At 67.2% G+C, this 18,095-nt stretch carries 16 protein-coding genes; 10 read left to right on the top strand and 6 right to left on the bottom strand.

Going from position 1 to position 18,095, the window contains the following annotated elements:
- Positions 1-174: 174 nt before the first annotated feature.
- Positions 175-1,314, bottom strand: a complete 1,140-nt coding sequence (locus KMAL_RS07000) for a cysteine desulfurase family protein (RefSeq protein ID WP_110095035.1) — start codon at positions 1,312-1,314, stop codon at positions 175-177.
- Between the two features lie 577 nt (positions 1,315-1,891).
- Here KMAL_RS07000 and KMAL_RS06995 point away from each other — a divergent pair.
- The 3 genes from KMAL_RS06995 (at position 1,892) to KMAL_RS06985 (ending at position 4,650) form a co-directional block, all read left to right on the top strand.
- Complete coding sequence (locus tag KMAL_RS06995; protein ID WP_110095017.1) at positions 1,892-2,557, top strand: alpha/beta hydrolase; 666 nt, start codon at positions 1,892-1,894, stop codon at positions 2,555-2,557.
- Between the two features lie 328 nt (positions 2,558-2,885).
- Entirely contained in the window at positions 2,886-4,142 is a 1,257-nt protein-coding gene (gene tyrS, locus KMAL_RS06990) for a tyrosine--tRNA ligase (RefSeq protein ID WP_110095016.1), read from the top strand.
- A gap of 13 nt (positions 4,143-4,155) precedes the next feature.
- Positions 4,156-4,650, top strand: a complete 495-nt coding sequence (locus tag KMAL_RS06985; protein WP_110095015.1) for a DUF4186 domain-containing protein — start codon at positions 4,156-4,158, stop codon at positions 4,648-4,650.
- A gap of 91 nt (positions 4,651-4,741) precedes the next feature.
- On the opposite strand, the gene KMAL_RS06980 is transcribed toward KMAL_RS06985, so the two are convergent.
- Positions 4,742-5,110 (bottom strand): Rieske (2Fe-2S) protein, encoded by a 369-nt coding sequence (locus KMAL_RS06980; RefSeq protein WP_110095034.1) that lies wholly within the window; start codon positions 5,108-5,110, stop codon positions 4,742-4,744.
- Between the two features lie 157 nt (positions 5,111-5,267).
- Here KMAL_RS06980 and KMAL_RS06975 point away from each other — a divergent pair, with 157 nt between their 5' ends.
- Both KMAL_RS06975 and KMAL_RS06970 read left to right on the top strand, forming a co-directional pair.
- Positions 5,268-6,515: an aminopeptidase gene (locus KMAL_RS06975; protein ID WP_110095014.1), complete on the top strand. Its 1,248-nt coding sequence runs from the start codon at positions 5,268-5,270 to the stop codon at positions 6,513-6,515.
- Entirely contained in the window at positions 6,512-7,003 is a 492-nt protein-coding gene (locus KMAL_RS06970; RefSeq protein WP_110095033.1) for a hypothetical protein, read from the top strand. The genes KMAL_RS06975 and KMAL_RS06970 overlap by 4 nt, the downstream gene beginning before the upstream one ends.
- Here KMAL_RS06970 and KMAL_RS06965 read toward each other — a convergent pair.
- The 4 genes from KMAL_RS06965 to KMAL_RS06950 form a co-directional block, all read right to left on the bottom strand.
- Positions 6,970-8,121 (bottom strand): glycosyltransferase family 4 protein, encoded by a 1,152-nt coding sequence (locus tag KMAL_RS06965; RefSeq protein ID WP_110095013.1) that lies wholly within the window; start codon positions 8,119-8,121, stop codon positions 6,970-6,972. The genes KMAL_RS06970 and KMAL_RS06965 overlap by 34 nt on opposite strands.
- A complete protein-coding gene (locus KMAL_RS06960; protein ID WP_110095012.1) occupies positions 8,118-9,824 on the bottom strand; it encodes a heparinase II/III family protein in 1,707 nt (568 codons plus the stop codon). Before KMAL_RS06960 ends, KMAL_RS06965 begins: the two co-directional genes overlap by 4 nt.
- A gap of 49 nt (positions 9,825-9,873) precedes the next feature.
- On the bottom strand, positions 9,874-10,554 hold the full coding sequence (gene rpe / locus KMAL_RS06955) for a ribulose-phosphate 3-epimerase (RefSeq protein WP_110095011.1): 681 nt from the start codon (positions 10,552-10,554) through the stop codon (positions 9,874-9,876).
- A gap of 70 nt (positions 10,555-10,624) precedes the next feature.
- The gene (locus KMAL_RS06950) at positions 10,625-11,938 is read right to left on the bottom strand and encodes an RsmB/NOP family class I SAM-dependent RNA methyltransferase (protein WP_110095010.1); all 1,314 of its coding nucleotides are present in this window, start codon (positions 11,936-11,938) and stop codon (positions 10,625-10,627) included.
- Positions 11,939-12,248: 310 nt separating this feature from the next.
- On the opposite strand from KMAL_RS06950, the gene KMAL_RS06940 reads away from it, so the two are divergent.
- The 5 genes from KMAL_RS06940 (at position 12,249) to KMAL_RS06920 (ending at position 18,057) form a co-directional block, all read left to right on the top strand.
- A complete protein-coding gene (locus KMAL_RS06940) occupies positions 12,249-12,959 on the top strand; it encodes a YggS family pyridoxal phosphate-dependent enzyme (protein WP_110095008.1) in 711 nt (236 codons plus the stop codon).
- Between the two features lie 123 nt (positions 12,960-13,082).
- Positions 13,083-15,080 (top strand): potassium transporter Kup, encoded by a 1,998-nt coding sequence (locus tag KMAL_RS06935; RefSeq protein ID WP_110095007.1) that lies wholly within the window; start codon positions 13,083-13,085, stop codon positions 15,078-15,080.
- Positions 15,070-16,281: a radical SAM family heme chaperone HemW gene (hemW, locus tag KMAL_RS06930; protein ID WP_167400117.1), complete on the top strand. Its 1,212-nt coding sequence runs from the start codon at positions 15,070-15,072 to the stop codon at positions 16,279-16,281. The genes KMAL_RS06935 and hemW overlap by 11 nt, the downstream gene beginning before the upstream one ends.
- 229 nt (positions 16,282-16,510) lie before the next feature.
- A complete protein-coding gene (locus KMAL_RS06925) occupies positions 16,511-17,593 on the top strand; it encodes a nucleoside hydrolase (RefSeq protein ID WP_110095032.1) in 1,083 nt (360 codons plus the stop codon).
- Between the two features lie 17 nt (positions 17,594-17,610).
- On the top strand, positions 17,611-18,057 hold the full coding sequence (locus KMAL_RS06920) for a DUF1489 family protein (protein ID WP_110095005.1): 447 nt from the start codon (positions 17,611-17,613) through the stop codon (positions 18,055-18,057).
- The last annotated feature ends 38 nt before the right edge of the window (positions 18,058-18,095 follow it).

Genomic DNA, 18,095 nt, shown 5'->3' with positions numbered 1-18,095 from the left:
TCCGGGCGGGCGTGCCCGCGACGAAGTGCTCCAGAAGCCGTTTTTGGATGCTGACAGGCAGCCGGCTGCGACGACGTACTTTCATGCGACATATCAAGCCTCTGTTGGCTTACCTATGCCAGCCCCAACTTTTATTCACATCCCATTGTAAAACGTGCCGTCACATTGTCCACATCACACCCCTTCGCGCACAGGCAGGCGCGCGGCCATGGCGGCATAGGCGGCCGTGAACGCCGCCACTTCTTCGTCCGTGACGGACCATGGCAGGGAGACGCGGATCGCGCAGCCCGCCTGGTCTTCCATTCCCATCGCAACCAGCACATGCGAACGCGCGACCTTCCCCGACGAACATGCCGACCCGGCGGAGACGCAGAACCCCGCCATGTCGAGCGCGATCAATTGCGTCTGCGCACGCCGGTGCGGCAGGACCAGGCAGGTGGTGTTCGCCAGCCGTGACGCATCAGCCGAACAGACAACCACGCCACATTCACGCGCCACGCGGTCGATGTTGTCACGCAGCCGTGCAAGCCGCGCCCGATGGGCGGGATCGGCCAGTTCACGCCGCGCCGCCGACAGGGCAGCCGCCATGCCCGCAATGGCCGGAAGGGCGGGCGTGCCGCCACGCCGCCCCTGTTCCTGTCCCCCACCGGCCAGCATGGGCGGCAGGGCAAAGAAGCGTTCCCCCGCCAGCAGAAGCGCACCCGCCCCCTTGGGGCCGCCGAATTTATGGCCCGATACCGCCATGCTGTCCGCGCCAAGCACGCGCAGGTCGACCTCCATGCGTCCCGCCGCCTGCACCGCATCGACATGCAGCCGCGCGCCATGTTCGCGACACAGGCGCGCGACCTCGGCCACAGGCTGGATCACACCGGTCTCGTTATTGGCCAGCATCACGCATACCAGCGCCTCCCCCGGCTGCGCCAGCAGCGCCGCCAGCGCGTCGAGGCGGACCACGCCCTGCGCGTCGACGGGAATGGCCTGCCCGCCACGCGCCTGCGCCGCCATGCGCACGGCGTCATGCTCGCTCGCGCCATACAGGATGCGCCGCCCCTGCCCCAGCGCGTCGATGGCCAGGACATTGGCCTCCGTCCCGCCGGATGTCATGACACAGTTTTCCGCCGTGACACCGAAGGTCGCGGCAATGTCCTCACGCGCGGACTCCATGATGGCGCGCGCCGCGCGGCCCGCCCGATGGACCGATGACGGGTTGCCGCGCACCATCGCCGCGGCCGCCATGGCCGCCGCGGCCTCGGGGCGCAGCGGCTCGGACGCATTGGCGTCCAGATAGAAAAAATCCCCCGCGCCGCCGTTCATTTCAATCCCCGATCCCTCTGTGCGCGCCAATACCACGGCGTTACTTCATGCCCCATGTTTACGATTTATGTGGCAATTTGTGAATTGGCCTCGCTATAAGCTGCGCATCCAACTGCACAGCGAAACCCGGCGGGACCGTATCGCGACAGATGCACCCCCGCGCTGTAACGCAACAAATGGCGGAGCGCAGACCATGAGGCAGCATCAGGACAGGACGGCACACACCACGCCCCACACCGCCATGCCTGCCACAGACGCAACGCTTACCCGACAAACTAACATTTTTAATCCCTAGGCCACGTCAGCATTATCAGGCCCAATCGGTATATGTCCGGTCCGCACACACTCAATCACGGTAACCGGGACCGTGGGTTGCAGACATATGTTCTGGGTTTACTGGCGCCACCGACGGCTGACACCCGGCCGTGGCAGCGCCGCCGGGGATGGCCATGGCCGTTGCCGGATTGCTTGAATCAGTCGCCTGTCCGGTGCGGGGCATCGCCACCGGGCAGACCCGAATGCCAACCGCCCCGCCGCCATGCCATCAGGCAGCCGGGCAACCATATGCGGGATATATATGCCTGAGGTCATGTTCGCCGGCCCTGATGGCCGCCTGGAAGGACGCTACCACCACTCGAGCGAGCCGAACGCGCCGCTTGCACTGGTCCTTCATCCGCACCCGCTGCATGGCGGCACCATGAACAACCGCATCACCTATGCGATGTATCGCGAGTTCGAAAAGATGGGCTTTTCGGTCATGCGCTACAACTCCCGCGGGGTCGGGCGTTCGCAGGGGCGTTATGACGGCGGCATCGGCGAAATTTCCGACGCGGCGGCCGCGCTGGACTGGATGCAGATGGTCAACCCCAACGCGCGGGGCCTGTGGATCGCGGGCTATTCCTTTGGCGCGTTCGTGGGCATGCAGCTGCTGATGCGGCGGCCGGAAATCACCGGCTGGATCAGCGTCGCCCCCCCGGCCAACCATTATGATTTCGGCTTCCTCGCCCCGTGTCCGTGCGGTGGCCTGATGATCGCGGGCGATGCCGACGAACTGGTGCCCGAACTCGCCGTGCACAAGCTGGTGGACAAGCTCAACACCCAGAAGGGCGTCGAGGTCGATTACCGCGTTTTCAAGGGCGCCGACCATATCTTCGCCTCCCACGCGGACGAGGTCGCCGCAGCGCTGGAGGACCATGTCAGCACCGTGATGAACCGCCGCGCGCTGGCGCTGGCCGCGGACTGAGGCACGGGGCGACGCGGCACGGGCCATCCCGCGCGGGGACGGCACGCAGGCGATGCCAGGTGACGGGCGCGCGGATGCCCGGTCCACGCCCGTGGCGGATTGCATGCCATCGCACTGACGTCGGGCCTGCCGTCGCGCCATGCCTTCTCCCTTCGTCCTGCCCCGCATGGTCGCGCGACCGCGCGGGAACCGTTCTGGCGGTACCTGTTCCGACATCGCCAACGCGGCAGCGGGCGGATGGTTCCTTCGCATGGCGCGATCATGCTAGACCCTGTCGCATATCCGCCCCCGGGCGGAGCCGTGACAACCCGCAGACACAGTAGAGACCATGCCCAAAAGCGAATTCCTCCGCGAGGCCGAGGCACGTGGCTTCATCTTCCAGTGCACCGACATGGAGGCGCTCGACGCCGCCATGCAGGCGGGGCCGGTCTCGGGCTATATCGGCTTTGACCCCACGGCGGACAGCCTGCATGTCGGCAGCCTGATCCAGATCATGATGCTGCGCCTGCTGCAGAAGCACGGCCATCGCCCGGTGGCCCTGATGGGTGGCGGCACAGCAAAGATCGGCGATCCCTCCTTCCGCGAGGAAGCGCGCCAGTTGATGACGGCGGAAACGATCGCGCAGAACCTGCGCGGGATCGAGGGATGCCTGCGGCAGTTCCTGTCCTTTGACGACAGGCCGGGCGAGGGTGCCGGCGCGATGCTGGCGAACAACGCCGACTGGCTTGACCGGCTGTCCTATATCGACCTGCTGCGCGATGTGGGCATCCATTTCTCGGTCAACCGGATGCTGTCGTTTGATTCGGTGCGCAGCAGGCTTGAGCGCGAGCAGGGACTGACCTTCCTTGAGTTCAACTACTCCATCCTGCAGTCCTACGATTTCCGCGAACTCAATGCCCGCCATGGCGTCACACTGCAGATGGGCGGGTCGGACCAGTGGGGGAACATCGTCTCGGGCATCGACCTGGTGCGGCGCATGAACCAGCAGCAGGTGTTCGGCCTGACCACGCCGCTGCTGACCACCAGTTCGGGGGCCAAGATGGGCAAGTCCGCGCGCGGCGCGGTATGGCTGTCGGCGCAGCGCCTGCCGGTGTTTGAATACTGGCAGTTCTGGCGCAATACCGAAGATGCCGATGTCGGGCGGTTCCTGCGCCTGTTCACCGACCTGCCGATCGAGGAATGCGACCGCCTTGCCGCCCTGCCCGGCGCGGGCATCAACGAGGCGAAGAAGGTCCTTGCGACCGAGGCGACGGCCCTGTGCCATGGCCGCGCGGCGGCCGAGCAGGCCGCCGAGGCCGCCCGCCGCACGTTCGAGGAAGGCGCGCTGAGCGCGGACGCCCTGCCCTCCATCAGCATCGCGGCCGCCACCCTGCACGAAGGGATCCCGGCGTTCCGCCTGTTCGCCGACAGTGGCCTTGTCGCCAGCAACGGGGAGGCACGCCGCCTGATCCGTGGCGGTGGCGCGCGCCTCAATGACGAGGTGGTGACGGACGAGGGACGCATGATTGGCGAAGGCGACCTGCGTGAAGGGGTCATCAAGCTGTCATCGGGCAAAAAGAAGCACATCCTGGTGCGCCCGGCCTGAGACACGCCCCGTCATGACGGCACGCGCCCCTTCCCGTCGCAGGCCGGCGGCCTCCCCGGCGGGACAGGCGGACCTGTTCGCGCCACCGCCCCCGGACGTGGCCAGGGCCGCCTCGACGGCAACGCCACTTCCCGCCACGCTACCCGACGTCGCGGACGATCTGTGGGAGCGACTGTCGCGTTCGCGCTTTCGCGCACGCTTCCACCTTGATGCAAAAGACCGGGCCTACCTGCAGCGGCAGGGACTGCGCAGCGTGTCCGAACATGCGGCGGATTTCATCGCGACACGCCTTGCCCCCGCCCATCCGCACAAGGACGGGCGGCAGACCCCATGGCGCGGACACCCGGTTTTCGTCGCACAGCACGCAACCGGCACCTGCTGTCGCGGCTGTATCGAGAAATGGCACGGGTTTGCAAAGGGGCACGAACTGCAGCAGGCGCAGCGCGACTATATCCTCGCGGTGATCCGGGGATGGCTGCTGCGCGAAGACCCGGGCACTCACGAATAAAAGTTCTTGGTGAAGCTTTTTACAAAAAGCTTCGGACGCCGCCTTTTTGAAAAAAGGCGGCACCCAAAAACTTTTGTTACTTATCAATATACTACCTTGCTGACTTTTCCATGGCGGGACGCACGCTGGCCCAGATGTCATCCCCATCGACCCATGCGTCATAGGGGCGCGGCATGGGATTGGCCGCCTCGATCCGGCCGCCGGGCGCATCCACGTCGCCCCGCAGGCCAAAGGTCCACATATGCAGCGGGCACACAAGCCGGTCATACTGGACATATCCGGTGGACAGGCGCGCATTGCCATGCGGGCAGCGGTCGTCAAACACGCATACCCGCCCATCCTGCGTGGCCCAGACCACCAGTGCGCGACCCTGCGTGACGACACGCTGCGGGCGTTCGCGCACGGCAGCGACATCACACAGCCTGACAGCATTTTCGCGACCGTCAGATATCCCCGCCATTTCCATCACCTTCACTTCTTCCCAACAGGTTACGGTATGATTTTACGCAACCGTGGACTATCGTCTATCGTATCGTGACAGACACCTTGTGACAGGACGGGCGCATCTGGTCCGTCCCGCCATCCCTCCTCTCGCCATCAACAGGATGAATGCACGCATGGCCCCAGCTTCCAACCACGCAGAACTCCTCGACCGGCTGGGCGAGGTCGCGGTCCGGGTCGGGCTGAACATCGCCCATGGCCAGCAGTTGCTGATTACCGCGCCGCTTGACGCGGTGCCGCTGGTGCGACGGATCACCGAACATGCCTATCGCGCCGGGGCATCACTGGTCAGCACGTTCTACAGCGACGATGAAACCACGCTGGCGCGTTTCCGCCATGCGCCGGACGACACGTTCGACACGGCGGCGAAGTGGCTGCATGACGGCATGGCCGAGGCCTATCGCGCAGGGGCGGCGCGCATGGCGATCACAGGGGGCAACCCCACGCTGCTGTCGGGGGAAAACCACGACCGCGTCGCCCGCGCGTCGCGTGCAGGCTCGCTCGCCGGGCGGCCCGCGATGGAACTGATCACCAACTTCGCCATCAACTGGAGCATCGTCGCCTGCGCCACCCCCGCATGGGCGCAGCAGGTCTTCCCCGACCTTGAACCCGAACAGGCGCTGGCCCGCCTGTGGGACGCCATCTTCACCGCATCGCGCGTCACAAATGCCGACCCGGTGGCCGAATGGGCGCGTCATAACGAGATCCTGCACCGGCGCTCCGCATGGCTGAACGAACGCCGCTTTGCTGCCCTGCATTTCCGGGGGCCGGATACGGACCTGACGGTGGGACTGGCCGATGGGCATGCCTGGGCCGGCGGGTCTGAACCCGCGCGCAACGGCATCATCTGCAACCCCAACATCCCGACCGAGGAAGTCTTCACCACGCCGCACGCCCGCCGCGTCGATGGCACGGTGCGCGCGACCAAGCCCCTGTTCCACCAGGGGACGCTGATCGACGACATCGCCGTACGCTTCGAGGGCGGACGCATTGTCGAGGCCAGCGCACGCGTGGGGCAGGAAGTGCTGACGCGCATCCTCGACACCGACGAAGGCGCGCGCCGCCTTGGCGAAGTCGCGCTGGTGCCTGCGTCATCGCCAATTTCAAGCAGCGGCATCCTGTTCCGCAACACGCTGTTTGACGAAAACGCCGCCAGCCATATCGCGCTGGGGCAGTCCTATACCAAATGCATGCTCGACACCGACAGCCTGACCGAAGCGCAACTGGCCGAACGTGGCGCGAATACCAGCTTCATCCACATCGACTGGATGATCGGGTCAAACCTGATCGACGTGGACGCCATCACCCATGACGGCACGCGCGAATCCTTGATGAAACAGGGCGAATGGACCAGCCAGCCATGAATTTCCGCACATATCTCCTTGCCGCCGCCCTGTCGGCGGCGCTGCCGGTGCTGCCTGCGATGGCGCAGTCGGCCCCTGCGGGACAGCAGCCCACGTCGGAACAGCAGGCGATGATGATGCATGACATCACCACCGCCGCGCAGTACCGCCTGCCCAACAACTTCTTCACGGTCATGATCCCCACCATCCGCGAGATCAAGGCCCGCAACGTCACCCCACCCGAAAGTGGCAACCTGTCGCTGTCGCAGACGATCGAACGCACCGCACAGATGGAACGGCTGATGCCGATCCTGCGCGAACATGGGCTCAGCGCGTCGGACTTCGTCATGGGCATCACGACGTTCGGCATGACGACCGCCCTGATGCACCAGCAGGCGCCCAAGGGCGCGCCCGCGCTGAACCCTGCGAACATCAAGCTGATCAACGCCCACCCGCAGGAAACCGAAACCATGATTCAGGAAATGGGCGGCCAGCTTTCGCAGCCCTGACGCCGCGCGCCCTGCACCAGCAGGGCGCAGGTCCGCGCCAGCACCGCATCCTGTGAAAACAGATCCAGCGCACGCGCACGCCCCGCCGCCCCCATGGCATGGCGCCGCTCCGCCGAATGCGCCAGCCGCCCCAGCGCCGCCGCCAGCGCGGTGGCGTTGCCGGCGGGCACGAGGTAGCCTGTCCGTCCCGTGACGACCTGTTCACGGATGCCGCGGATGTCGCTGCCGACAACCGGCAGGCCGCACAGCATCGCCTCGATCACGGTCATGGGCAGTCCCTCGAAATGGCTGGGCAGGACAAAGATGTCGGCCGCCGCCATCAGGTCCGCCACATCGGCGCGATAGCCAAGGCAGCGCAGGCGCGGGCCAAGTTCCGCCTGCGCCCGCGCCATCAGGTCCGCCATGTCCGGCCCGTGGTCAGTGGGCAGGCGCTCCCCCGCGATCCAGAGCACCGCGCCGGGCACGTCACGCATCGCCGCCAGAAGTTCGGGATAGCCCTTGTGCCGCACCAGTCGCGACACGGCGAGGATGACCACATCCCCCGCCCCCGCGCCAAGTTCCGCGCGCACCCGCTCCCGCGTCGCCACGTCCGGGCGAAACAGCGTGCCATCACGTCCGTTGCCGATCGCCGTGGCATGGCGGTGGATGCCCAGCCGCCGCGCATCGCGCGCCTCCTCGTGCGAGACGGTCAGGTAGGTACCGGTCACGCGCCCCGCCAGCCATTCCAGCACCAGCGCCAGCATACGCCGTGACACCCGTCCGGGCTGGTTGAACAGGAACCCGTGGCAGGTATAGGCCACGCAGGGCACGCCACACAGCCACGCGGCAAAGCGGGCCAGCAGGCCGCTGATGGGCATGTGGGCATGGACGATATCGGGACGTTCGCGCCGGATCAGGCGCACCAGCGCCCACAGCGCGCGGGCCTGCGCCACGGGGGAAAAGGAGCGCGCCATCGCCACCGTCTCCACACGGAAACCATCGGCGCGCACCGGCGCAAGCAAAGGCCCGTCGGCGCAGGCCCCGACGACATCGTGGCCATCGGCGCGCAACCGGCGCATCAGCGGGTGAAGGAAGTGATACAGCGCAAAATCAACATTCGTGATTTCGAGTATCTTCATTCCCCGCCGCCATCCCTTTCACGCTCCAGCCCCCAGCGGATCACGCGGCGCCTGCGCCCGGGGGCGACATCTTCCGTCGGACCGGGGGGAATGCCCTCGCCCGATCCTGCGGGGGCCTGTGGGATTTCCTCGCCCCCGGTGGCAGGCTGGCCCGCATTTGGCACGACGCGCACGACGATCTGCGTCGAGGGCACGGGACGCATGCCACCGGAATAGACGCTCTCCTCCACCGCGACCTCGCCCCCCGATGCGCGGAAGACCCATGTCTGCTCCCCCGCCTCCAGCACGACGGTACCTTCTTCCGGGCCGGGCTGCACACAGACCGAAGGGTGCAGGTGCAGGCGCAGCACAAAGGCCAGTTCGCGCTCGCCCTCGATCGTTTCCTCACCACGCAGGCGGTCGCCATTATTGCCAAGGTACAGCCGCCGCATATAGGTCGCGCCTGCCGTGGGGTAATACCCATCGTGCGACAGGCTCAGCCAGTGCGCGCCCTCCCGCGTGGCGTGGTCCACCTCCACATGGGCGGGGCGGCGGGCAACCGTGCCGTCCTCATGGAAGTCGGAGGAAGACAGCCCCTCCACCTCCACCGTGGAATGGGCCGCCGTCTGGCGCAGCGCCTTTTTCCATTCCGGCAGGAAGCCTGCGCCGCAATTCACGATCAGGCGCTGGCGCATGCACGAGAATTCCAGCGACAGCGTACCCGCATGGGCGTTGTGGTCGTATCCCGTCGGCGCGGGCGCGCCCGCATCCACCAGCAGCAGCGAACGCCCTGACTGCGCCCGCACGAAACCGCCATCGGGCATCGTGCTGGCCACGACCCGCGTGCGCGTGGCCTGCGACAGCACCATCTCCACCAGGGTGGAGCTACGTTCATGGCTGCCGTTGAACAGAGCGAGGCACCCGTCACCATGGCGCATGGCGCGCAGCACGGGGCTCATCTTGTCCAGCGCCAGCGCCACCGAATGGGGCAGCGCATGCTGTGCCGCCTGCATCATCGCGCGCATTTCCGCCAGTTCACGCAGGGCGCGCAACTGCACCTCCGGACTGCGCTGGATGTGCCAGCCATCGGGCAGGATCTGGCGCTCCACCTCCGCATCGATGTAGCGGCGGTAACGGCTGAGGAAGCCGGTATATTCCGGCATGGCCACCGCCACGGCGAGCAACCCCTTCAGCGCCGTGAGCGACTGCCAGTCATGGCATTCGGGCGGCAGCAGGGCGGCGATCGTCCGTCCCTCCACCAGCAGGCGCGCCATCAGGCGCTGGCGGAACATGTCGCTGGCGGATGCGGCAAAGAAATCGTAATGCCCCAGCCATGCCGCCACGCGCGCGCCCGCCACGGTGCAGTCGCGCACCATCGGATGGGTCGGCGGGTTGAGCAGCCAGTCATCCACCAGTGCCCGCGCACGCAGGCGCGCGGCATCGGTCCCCATCGCGCGCAGGTCGCGCAGCCAGCGGAAACTGTGCAGCCCCTCGCGGAAGGCGGGTTCGAAATCGGGACTGTCCCACATCCCCGGCCCGATGGCGTGGGTATATCCCTCCTGCGTCATGATGCCCTTGATGAGCATCGCCCCCGTCGCGGCATCGCCGGGCCACAGGTCACGGATATTGTGCACGGGGGCGACAGGCACCCGCCCCTTGCCCATCAGGAGCGGCAGCCGGGCCATGGACAGGCGTGCGCCCTGCGCCAGTCGCTTTACGACCATATCCGTCCCGTCCCCCGACCGGTGCGCCGGACGATGATGAGAGCCCCCGTCACGCCGGGCGGGGTGCCCCGCCTGTGCGCAGGGCGTCGATGGCATGTGCGTAATCAGCCTGCCCATAGACCGAGGTCCCGGCGATCAGCACATCCGCACCCGCCTGCGTCGCAAGGGCGGCGGTTTCGGGGGTGATCCCGCCATCGACGCCAATACGGATGTCACGGCCCGTCGCATCGGCCATTTTCCGCAGGGTGCGGATCTTGGGCAACTGGCTGGACAGGAACTTCTGCCCGCCGAAACCCGGGTTGACCGTCATGACAAGGATCACATCGACAAGGTCGAGCACTTCCCCCAGTGCCTCTGGGGGGGTGGCGGGGCAGATCGCGACACCCGCCTTCACCCCATGGTCGCGCACATGCTGCAAGGAGCGGTGGGTATGCGGCCCGGCTTCGACATGGATGTGGATATGGTCCGCGCCGGCCTTGGCAAAGGCCTCGATATACGAATCGACGGGCGCGACCATCAGGTGCACGTCGAACGGGAGTTTCGAGCGCGGGCGCAGCGCCTTGACGAGTTGCGGCCCCATCGACAGGTTCGGGACGAAATGGCCATCCATCACATCGAGATGGAGCCAGTCGGCCCCTGCCTTCTCGACAGCGGCGACTTCGTCCGCCATGCGGGAAAAATCAGCCGAAAGCACGCTCGGCGCGATAAGGGGAGAAGATAGGGCTGCCATACGCCTTTAGTATCAGGAATATCGCAGGCAGGCCATAGTTTTACGACACTCCCGGCCGAAGCGTGGCCACTCAGGCCCTGCGGAAGCGCGCGGCGAAGAATCCGTCCATGCCGCCCTGCTCCGCCCACAGGCCCGGATGGGTGCGCAGCCATCCCTCCGGCGTGCGGGCCTGCGGCAGGAAGGACAGTTCCTCCGGCGTGAAGGGATCGGCGATCAGGCCCATCTCCTCCGCTGCGCGGGCGCAGGCGGGGCCTTCCTCCGGCTGCAGGGAACACACGGCGTAGACCAGCCGCCCGCCCGGGCGCAGCATGTCGCGCGCCGCCTTGAGCAGCGCCTGCTGCCCCGCCGCAAGCCCCGCCAGGTCGCGCGGGCGCTTGATCCACAGCGCATCGGGATGGCGGCGCACGGTGCCGGTGGCCGAACATGGCGCGTCAAGCAGCACGGCATCCAGCGGCGCCTCGGGCCGCCACTGCGTCGCGTCCGCCTGCACCACGCGCACCGTGTCCGACAGTTTCAGGCGCGCAAGGTTGGCCTGCAGCCGCTCCACCCGGCGGGCGTCGCGTTCGACTGCCGTGACTTCGGCCCCGGCGAAGGCCAACTGCGCGGTCTTGCCGCCCGGTGCCGCGCACAGGTCGGCCACACGCTCGCCTTCCTTCACGTCGAGCAGGCGCGCGGGCAGGGTCGCCGCCGCGTCCTGCACCCAGAACGCCCCTTCGGCAAATCCGGGCAGTTCGGTCACGCGCGTGCCGGCGGGGAAGCGCACGGTGCCGTTGGGCAGCACCTCGCCCCCCGGCGGCGGCAGGCAGCCCGGACGCATCGACAGGTCGAGCGGCGGTTCCATCCCCAGCGCCGCGGCGATGGGACGGGCCATGCGACCCCACGATGTCCACAGCCACGGCGGCACGTCGAGGCGTTCCTGGTCCAGCCCGTCGAGGCAGGCATCGCCGTTTTGCGCGATGCGGCGCAGGACGGCGTTCACCAGCCCCGCGAACGGGGCAAGGCCCCGCCTGCGCGCCAGCGCGACCGACGTCGCCACCGCCGCATGCACCGGCGTGCCAAGGAACAGGAGCTGCGCCACGCCAATCAGCAGCACGGCGCGCACGGGTTCGGGCGGTTCCTTTTTCAGGAAGGGCGAAAGCACCTCCGTCGCGGTGCCCATGTGCCGCAGGACCGACGCGCCGAGGCGATGGGCGGCGGCACGGTCGCGCGGCTCCGCCTGCCGTGCGGCGGGCGAATTTTCCATGGAGGTTTCAAGCATGCGCCGGTGTTCGATCACGCCGGTGACGATGTCGAAGGCGATATCGCGTGTCGGGTCGGCTGCCGCCTGCGCGCCACGGCCTGCGGCGCGGCGTCCGGACGAACGGGGTGCGGACGTCTGTTTCATTGTCTATCCTGCTTCGGAACTCATCAAACCAAATGGAACTGCATGGCGCATGCGCTGCGGCATCCGCATGCCCCGCACATGACACGCCCGCGCCCGCTCCGCCACCCCCGGCGGACGGATTTTTACCGCGACACCGCCCAATGACAGCAGGCCCCCCGCCATGATATCGCAGTCAGGATATTGCAACACGGAACCATGGCCGCCCCGTCCCATGCCCACATGCGCGCGCCCATGCGCGCCCGGGCATGCCCACGGGCCACGGCGGCCGGTTTTCCGCGGATAGGGGGACAGCAGCGTGCACGACACACCCATGCCAGCGAGCACGGCACAGGACGCGCCGCCGGGCCATGACATCGCCACGGCGCTTGCGGCGGTGCGGGCACGTATCGCGGCGGCGGCACACCGCGCGGGACGCGACCCCGCGGACATCACGCTGGTCGCGGTGTCAAAGTTCCACCCCCGCGAAAGCGTGGTCGCGGCGCTGCGGGCGGGGCAGGCGACGTTCGGTGAAAACCGCGTGCAGGAGGCGGCGGAGAAATTCCCCCCCCTGCGCGCGCAATGGCCCGGCCTGCGGCTGAACATCATCGGCGGCCTGCAGACCAACAAGGCGCTTGAGGCCGTGCGCATCGCCGACATGATCGAAAGCCTCGACCGTCCCGCCCTGTGCGATGCCATCGCGCGCGCGGCCGACCGGGTGGGGCGCATGCCGCAACTGCTGGTGCAGGTCAATACCGGGGACGAAACGCAGAAGTCCGGCGTCGCGGTGGAGGAGGCGGATGCGTTCATCACCGCCGCCATGACGCGCTTTGGCGATGCGGTGACCGGCCTGATGTGCATCCCCCCCGTCGATCAGGACCCCATGCCTCATTTCCGCACGCTGGCGGCCATGGCGGCACGGCACGGGCTGGGCGTGATCTCCATGGGGATGTCGGCGGATTTCGAACTGGCGATCGCCGCGGGCGCCACGCATGTGCGCGTCGGCAGCGCCATCTTCGGCCCCCGCCCGGCCCATCGCGCCTGAAACCCGGCATGGCACCTGTACGGAGACGGGCCTTGATGCCCCACCCGCTTGTGGGTATGCGAAAGTACCGGGCATGATAGAGCCTGCATTTCTTGATATTCACTGCCACGGAGCCGTCACGACATGACGCAAGCCACGGGGCCTGACGCCCCCGGACCCTCGACGACGCCATCCGCCCCCGCTTCGGACGGCAGGGCCGCCGCCCCGACGGGGCCGTCGAAGGTTACCGAATACGGCGCGGACCAGCACGAACATGCCGCCAACCCCGTGGGCTTCGCCGCCCTCCTTGGCGTGCTTGGCGTGGTGTTCGGCGATATCGGCACCAGCCCGATCTACGCCCTGCGTTCGACCATCATGGTCGTCTCGCAGCACCACAGGATCGAGCCGTGGGAAATCCTCGGCGTGCTCAGCCTCATCATCTGGTCGCTGCTGCTGATCGTGACGGTGAAATACGTCATCCTGATCATGCGCGCCGACCATAACGGCGAAGGCGGCATCATCTCGCTGATGTCGATGGCCCAGCGCGTCGCCACCACCAACCGCCTGCGCGTGGCGCTGGGCATGGTGGGGATCGGCGGCGCGTGCCTGTTCTTCGGCGACGGCATGATCACGCCCGCGATTTCCGTCCTGTCGGCGGTGGAGGGGCTGGAGGTCAGCTTCCCCGCCGCGCGCGAACTGGTCATTCCCATCGCGCTGGTGGTGCTGGTGGGGCTGTTTTCGGTGCAGTCCTATGGCACGGGCAAGGTGGGGACCATCTTCGGCCCGATCATGCTGGTCTGGTTCAGCCTGCTGGGCATCCTCGGCCTGACGCAGATCGTGCAGCACCCGGCCATCCTGCTGGCGGTGTCGCCCACCTATGCGGTGCAGTTCATCATCTATCACGGCTGGCTGTCGTTCATCGCCCTTGGCTCCGTCGTGCTGTCGGTGACAGGGGCGGAGGCGCTGTATGCCGACATGGGCCATTTCGGCCGCCAGCCCATCCGCTATGCGTGGCTGTTCTGCGTGCTGCCGTGCCTTGCGCTCAACTATCTCGGCCAGGGCGCGCTGATCATCGCGCACCCGGCCACGCTGGCCAACCCGTTCTTCCTGCTTGGCCCGCACTGGCTGCAGGTGCCGATGATCATCCTGTCGACCTGCGCGACGGTCATCGCCAGCCAGGCGGGGATTTCGGGCGGGTTCTCGCTGTGCCGGCAGATCATCCAGCTTGGCTACCTGCCGCGCATGCGCATCACCCACACCAATGCGGAGGAAGAGGGTCAGATCTACCTGCCGGAATTCAACCGCTTCCTGATGACCGGCGCACTGCTGCTGGTGCTCAGCTTCCGCAGTTCCGACGCGCTGGCCTCCGCCTATGGCATCGCGGTGACGGGCACGTTCATGTGCACCTGCGTGCTGGCGATGGTGGTCTTCCGCCGCCTGTATCACTGGTCGCGCCTGGCCGCGATCACGACGTTCGGCGGCTTCTTCATCATCGACACCACCTTCTTCGCCTCCAACGCGATGAAGATCCCGCAGGGCGGCTGGGTGCCGGTGCTGCTGGGCATCGTGCTGACGCTGATGATGACGACGTGGAAGAAGGGCCGCCTGCTGATCATGAACCGGCAGAAGCAGGACAGCATGCCGATGAACTCGTTCCTTGCGCGCCTGCCGCAATCGCGCATCATCCGCGTGCCGGGGACGGCGGTGTACATGACCGCGACGCCGGATTTCGTACCTGCATGCCTGCTGCACAACCTCAAGAACAACAAGGTGCTGCATGACCATGTCCTGTTCGTCACGGTCCAGACCCTTGACCAGCCGGAGGCCGATCGCGGCCATCGTGTCGCGTTGCAGGAACTGGCGCCGGACATGTACCGCATCATCCTGCGCTACGGCTTCATGGAAACGCCCAACCTGCCCCGCGCGCTGGAGGACCTGAAGGCCAGCGGGCTGGAATTCGACGCGCTGCAGGCGTCTTACTTCACCAGCCGCGAACTGCTGGTCCGTTCCTCCGTGCCGAAGATGTCGCGCTGGCGGATGTCGCTGTTCCTGCTGATGGCGCGCAACGCGACACCGGCGACCGAATTCTTCCGCATCCCGCCCGATCGCGTGGTTGAACTTGGCGTCCGCCTTGCCATCTGATGCACCCGCCCCCCCCGGCACAAAAACCGCGGGGGAGGCACTGGCGCTGTACGTGCACTGGCCGTTCTGCCTGTCGAAATGCCCGTACTGCGATTTCAACAGCCATGTGCGCGACGTCATCCCGCAGGCACGTTTCGGCAATGCGCTGCGCCGCGAACTGGCGCATGAGGCCGCGCGCACCGGGGCCACGTCCGACGACCGCCCGGTGCTGGGTTCCATTTTCTTCGGCGGGGGCACGCCCTCGCTTATGGAACCTGCGACACTGGCCGCCCTGATCGAGGATGCAGGCCGCCTGTTCCGCCTGTCGCCCGATATCGAGATCACGCTGGAGGCCAACCCCACCAGCGTGGAGACCGGACGCCTGCGCGCCTTTCGCGACAGCGGGGTCAACCGCATTTCCGTGGGGTTGCAGAGCCTCGACCCCGAAGCGCTGCGCTTTCTGGGGCGCGAACACAGCGTGGGGCAGGCGATCGCCGCGCTGGAGCAGGCGCGCGCGCTGTTCGGGCGGATCTCCTTCGACCTGATCTATGCCCGGCCGGGACAGTCGCTGGCGTCGTGGCGGGCGGAACTCGACCAGGCGCTCGGCCTCGTCTCCGACCATCTCTCGCTCTACCAGTTGACGATCGAGCCGGGCACGCGCTTCGAAAGCCTTTACCGGCAGAACCGCTTCCGCCTGCCCGACGACGAACTTGCCGCCCGCCTGTATGAAGAAACGGCCAGCGTGGCGGCGCGGCACGGACTGCTGGGGTATGAGGTTTCCAACTATGCCCGGCCGGGGGCGGAAAGCCGCCACAACCTGACCTACTGGCGCTATGGCGACTATCTGGGCATCGGGCCGGGGGCGCATGGGCGCGTGACGCTGGACGGCGTCACCCATGCTACGCGCCGCCACCGCGCGCCTGAACCATGGGCCGAACGGGTGGAGCAGGCCGGCACCGGCACGACGCATGAGGACGCCCTCTCCCCCCGCGAAAAGGCGCGTGAGATGCTGCTGATGGGGCTGCGCCTTGATGAAGGGATCGCGGCCGCACGCTTCGCGCGGCGCACGGGGATGAGCCTGGAGGAGGCGACGGAGCCTGACATCCTGCTCGCCGCGCTGGAGGAAGGCTACCTGCAATGGGGCGAAGGCGGGGCAAGGCTGCGCGCCACGGCGGAAGGGCGGCTGCGGCTGGAAAGCCTGCTGGCCGCGCTGGTGGTCTAGGCCGGGGGCGATGCAACGGCTCAGGGCGCTGCCCTGAAACCTGCCAAAGGGCATTGCCCTTTGGAAACCATGACGTATCAACACAGTGAGCGCGGATGGTATGGCACCGGGCCACAAACTGGCTAGACTGCGCCCCCAAGGTCAGGGAAGGAACCAAGCTGTGTCCCGTGCATCCATGTCGCGCCCATCATTCCCCGCCACGCTGAAGACGTTGGCGCTTGCGGCGGGAATGGCCCTGTGCACCGCCCTGCCGGGGCTGGCCCATGCCGCAGCACCGCCTGCGGCGGCCCCGGAACTGGTGATCGAGGATAACGATTTCCTCGGCCCCGGCGGGTCGGACCAGCAATCGATCATCCCGCTTGTCTTCAACCCGCATGTGCGCGTGCTCGGCTTTACCGTCGTCAGCGGCGATGACTGGGAAAACGCCGAATCCGCGCACCTGCGCCGGTTCCTGGAGATCATCGGCCGCACCGACATCCCGGTGGCCGATGGCGCGGTCTATCCGCTGGTCAACACGGTCGCGGCCCTGCGCGAACATGAACGCCAGTTCGGCACCATGCCATGGAAGGGCGCGTGGGGCGGGCTTGGCAGCATCGAGCACATCCCCGACGAGCAGCCCCCCGTTCCCGCGCTGAAGGAGGGCATGCCCCACATGCAGCCCATCGCGCAGAACGCGGCGCAGTTCCTGATCGATCAGGTCCATGCCCATCCGCACCAGGTCACCATTGTCGCGGCCGGGCCGCTGACGAACCTTGCGCTGGCCATCCGCCTCGACCCGACCTTCGCCGCGACGGCGAAGCAGTTGATCTTCATGGGCGGCATGCTCGATACCAGCATGATGTCGGTGACGGGGAATGCGGACTTCGCCTCCGACTTCAACATGATCTTCGACCCGGAGGCCGCACACATCGCCCTGACCGCGCCATGGGCGTCCGTCACGGTGGTCGGCAGCGTGTCGAACGACCTGATGATGACACGCGACTATCTTGCGCAGGTCACACGCAGGGTGACGCCGGTGACGCAGTATCTGGGGAAATATTATGAACCGCTGCCGATGTGGGACGAACTGACGACCGCCATCGCCGCCGACCCGTCGCTGGTAACGTCATCGGTTGACGCCTTCATGGATATCGACATGACGCACGGGCCGAATTACGGCCATGCCTATGTCTGGCCCGAACAGCTTGCGCCCACGAAACAGGGGGTGCGCCGCGTCCATATCGTGCGCAGCGTGGATGCCGCGCGCTTCCGCGCCACCTTCGCGCAGGAAGCGCAGGGCGACCTGCCCGCTGCCGCCCCGGCACGTCACTGAACGGCGGGGGACGCGCAATGCTGCATATGGTCAAGCTGGCGGTGGGGGTGAACAGCCTGCCGGAACTCGCGCTGCGCCAGCAGGCGGAGCCGCCCGTGCCACGCGACGGGCTGGACGGGACCACGCCTGCGGGACAGCCATGGCTGCGCACGCGCATGTTCCCCCGCCGCGCGGCGGAGATCCTGGAGGGCGGGTCGCTGTACCGCGTCATCGCGGGGATGATCATGTGCCGCCAGCGCATCACCGCCATCCGCCCCGACACCCGCGAGGATGGCGTGGCCTGCGCGCTGATCACGCTTGATCCGCAGATCGTGCCGGTCGTCCCGCGCAGCATGCGTCCCTTTCAGGGATGGCGTTACCTGCGCGCGGCCGACGCACCGGCCGACCTTGGCCATTTCGACCTGAATGGAGATACCCTGCCCGATGACATGCGTCGCGAACTGGCTGCGTTGTGCCTGATCTGAAATCCGCCTTCCCCCGCCTTCACGCACTGTCCCCTTCC

It is taken from the genome of Novacetimonas maltaceti, assembly GCF_002906255.1.
Classification (GTDB): Bacteria; Pseudomonadota; Alphaproteobacteria; order Acetobacterales; family Acetobacteraceae; genus Novacetimonas; species Novacetimonas maltaceti.
This window is presented reverse-complemented; position numbering and strand designations above follow the sequence as displayed.

What these genes read in the sequence shown, in the direction of transcription:
- KMAL_RS06995 (WP_110095017.1), top strand. Translation starts at nt 1,892, where the DNA reads ATGCCTGAGGTCATGTTCGCCGGCCCTGATGGCCGCCTGGAAGGACGC.
- KMAL_RS06975 (WP_110095014.1), top strand. Translation starts at nt 5,268, where the DNA reads ATGGCCCCAGCTTCCAACCACGCAGAACTCCTCGACCGGCTGGGCGAG.
- rpe (WP_110095011.1), bottom strand. Translation starts at nt 10,554, where the DNA reads ATGGCAGCCCTATCTTCTCCCCTTATCGCGCCGAGCGTGCTTTCGGCT.
- KMAL_RS06920 (WP_110095005.1), top strand. Translation starts at nt 17,611, where the DNA reads ATGCTGCATATGGTCAAGCTGGCGGTGGGGGTGAACAGCCTGCCGGAA.
- KMAL_RS06935 (WP_110095007.1), top strand. Translation starts at nt 13,083, where the DNA reads ATGACGCAAGCCACGGGGCCTGACGCCCCCGGACCCTCGACGACGCCA.
- KMAL_RS06985 (WP_110095015.1), top strand. Translation starts at nt 4,156, where the DNA reads ATGACGGCACGCGCCCCTTCCCGTCGCAGGCCGGCGGCCTCCCCGGCG.
- KMAL_RS06960 (WP_110095012.1), bottom strand. Translation starts at nt 9,824, where the DNA reads ATGGTCGTAAAGCGACTGGCGCAGGGCGCACGCCTGTCCATGGCCCGG.
- KMAL_RS06980 (WP_110095034.1), bottom strand. Translation starts at nt 5,110, where the DNA reads ATGGCGGGGATATCTGACGGTCGCGAAAATGCTGTCAGGCTGTGTGAT.
- KMAL_RS06940 (WP_110095008.1), top strand. Translation starts at nt 12,249, where the DNA reads ATGCCAGCGAGCACGGCACAGGACGCGCCGCCGGGCCATGACATCGCC.
- KMAL_RS06950 (WP_110095010.1), bottom strand. Translation starts at nt 11,938, where the DNA reads ATGAAACAGACGTCCGCACCCCGTTCGTCCGGACGCCGCGCCGCAGGC.
- KMAL_RS06965 (WP_110095013.1), bottom strand. Translation starts at nt 8,121, where the DNA reads ATGAAGATACTCGAAATCACGAATGTTGATTTTGCGCTGTATCACTTC.
- KMAL_RS07000 (WP_110095035.1), bottom strand. Translation starts at nt 1,314, where the DNA reads ATGAACGGCGGCGCGGGGGATTTTTTCTATCTGGACGCCAATGCGTCC.
- KMAL_RS06970 (WP_110095033.1), top strand. Translation starts at nt 6,512, where the DNA reads ATGAATTTCCGCACATATCTCCTTGCCGCCGCCCTGTCGGCGGCGCTG.
- KMAL_RS06925 (WP_110095032.1), top strand. Translation starts at nt 16,511, where the DNA reads ATGGCCCTGTGCACCGCCCTGCCGGGGCTGGCCCATGCCGCAGCACCG.
- tyrS (WP_110095016.1), top strand. Translation starts at nt 2,886, where the DNA reads ATGCCCAAAAGCGAATTCCTCCGCGAGGCCGAGGCACGTGGCTTCATC.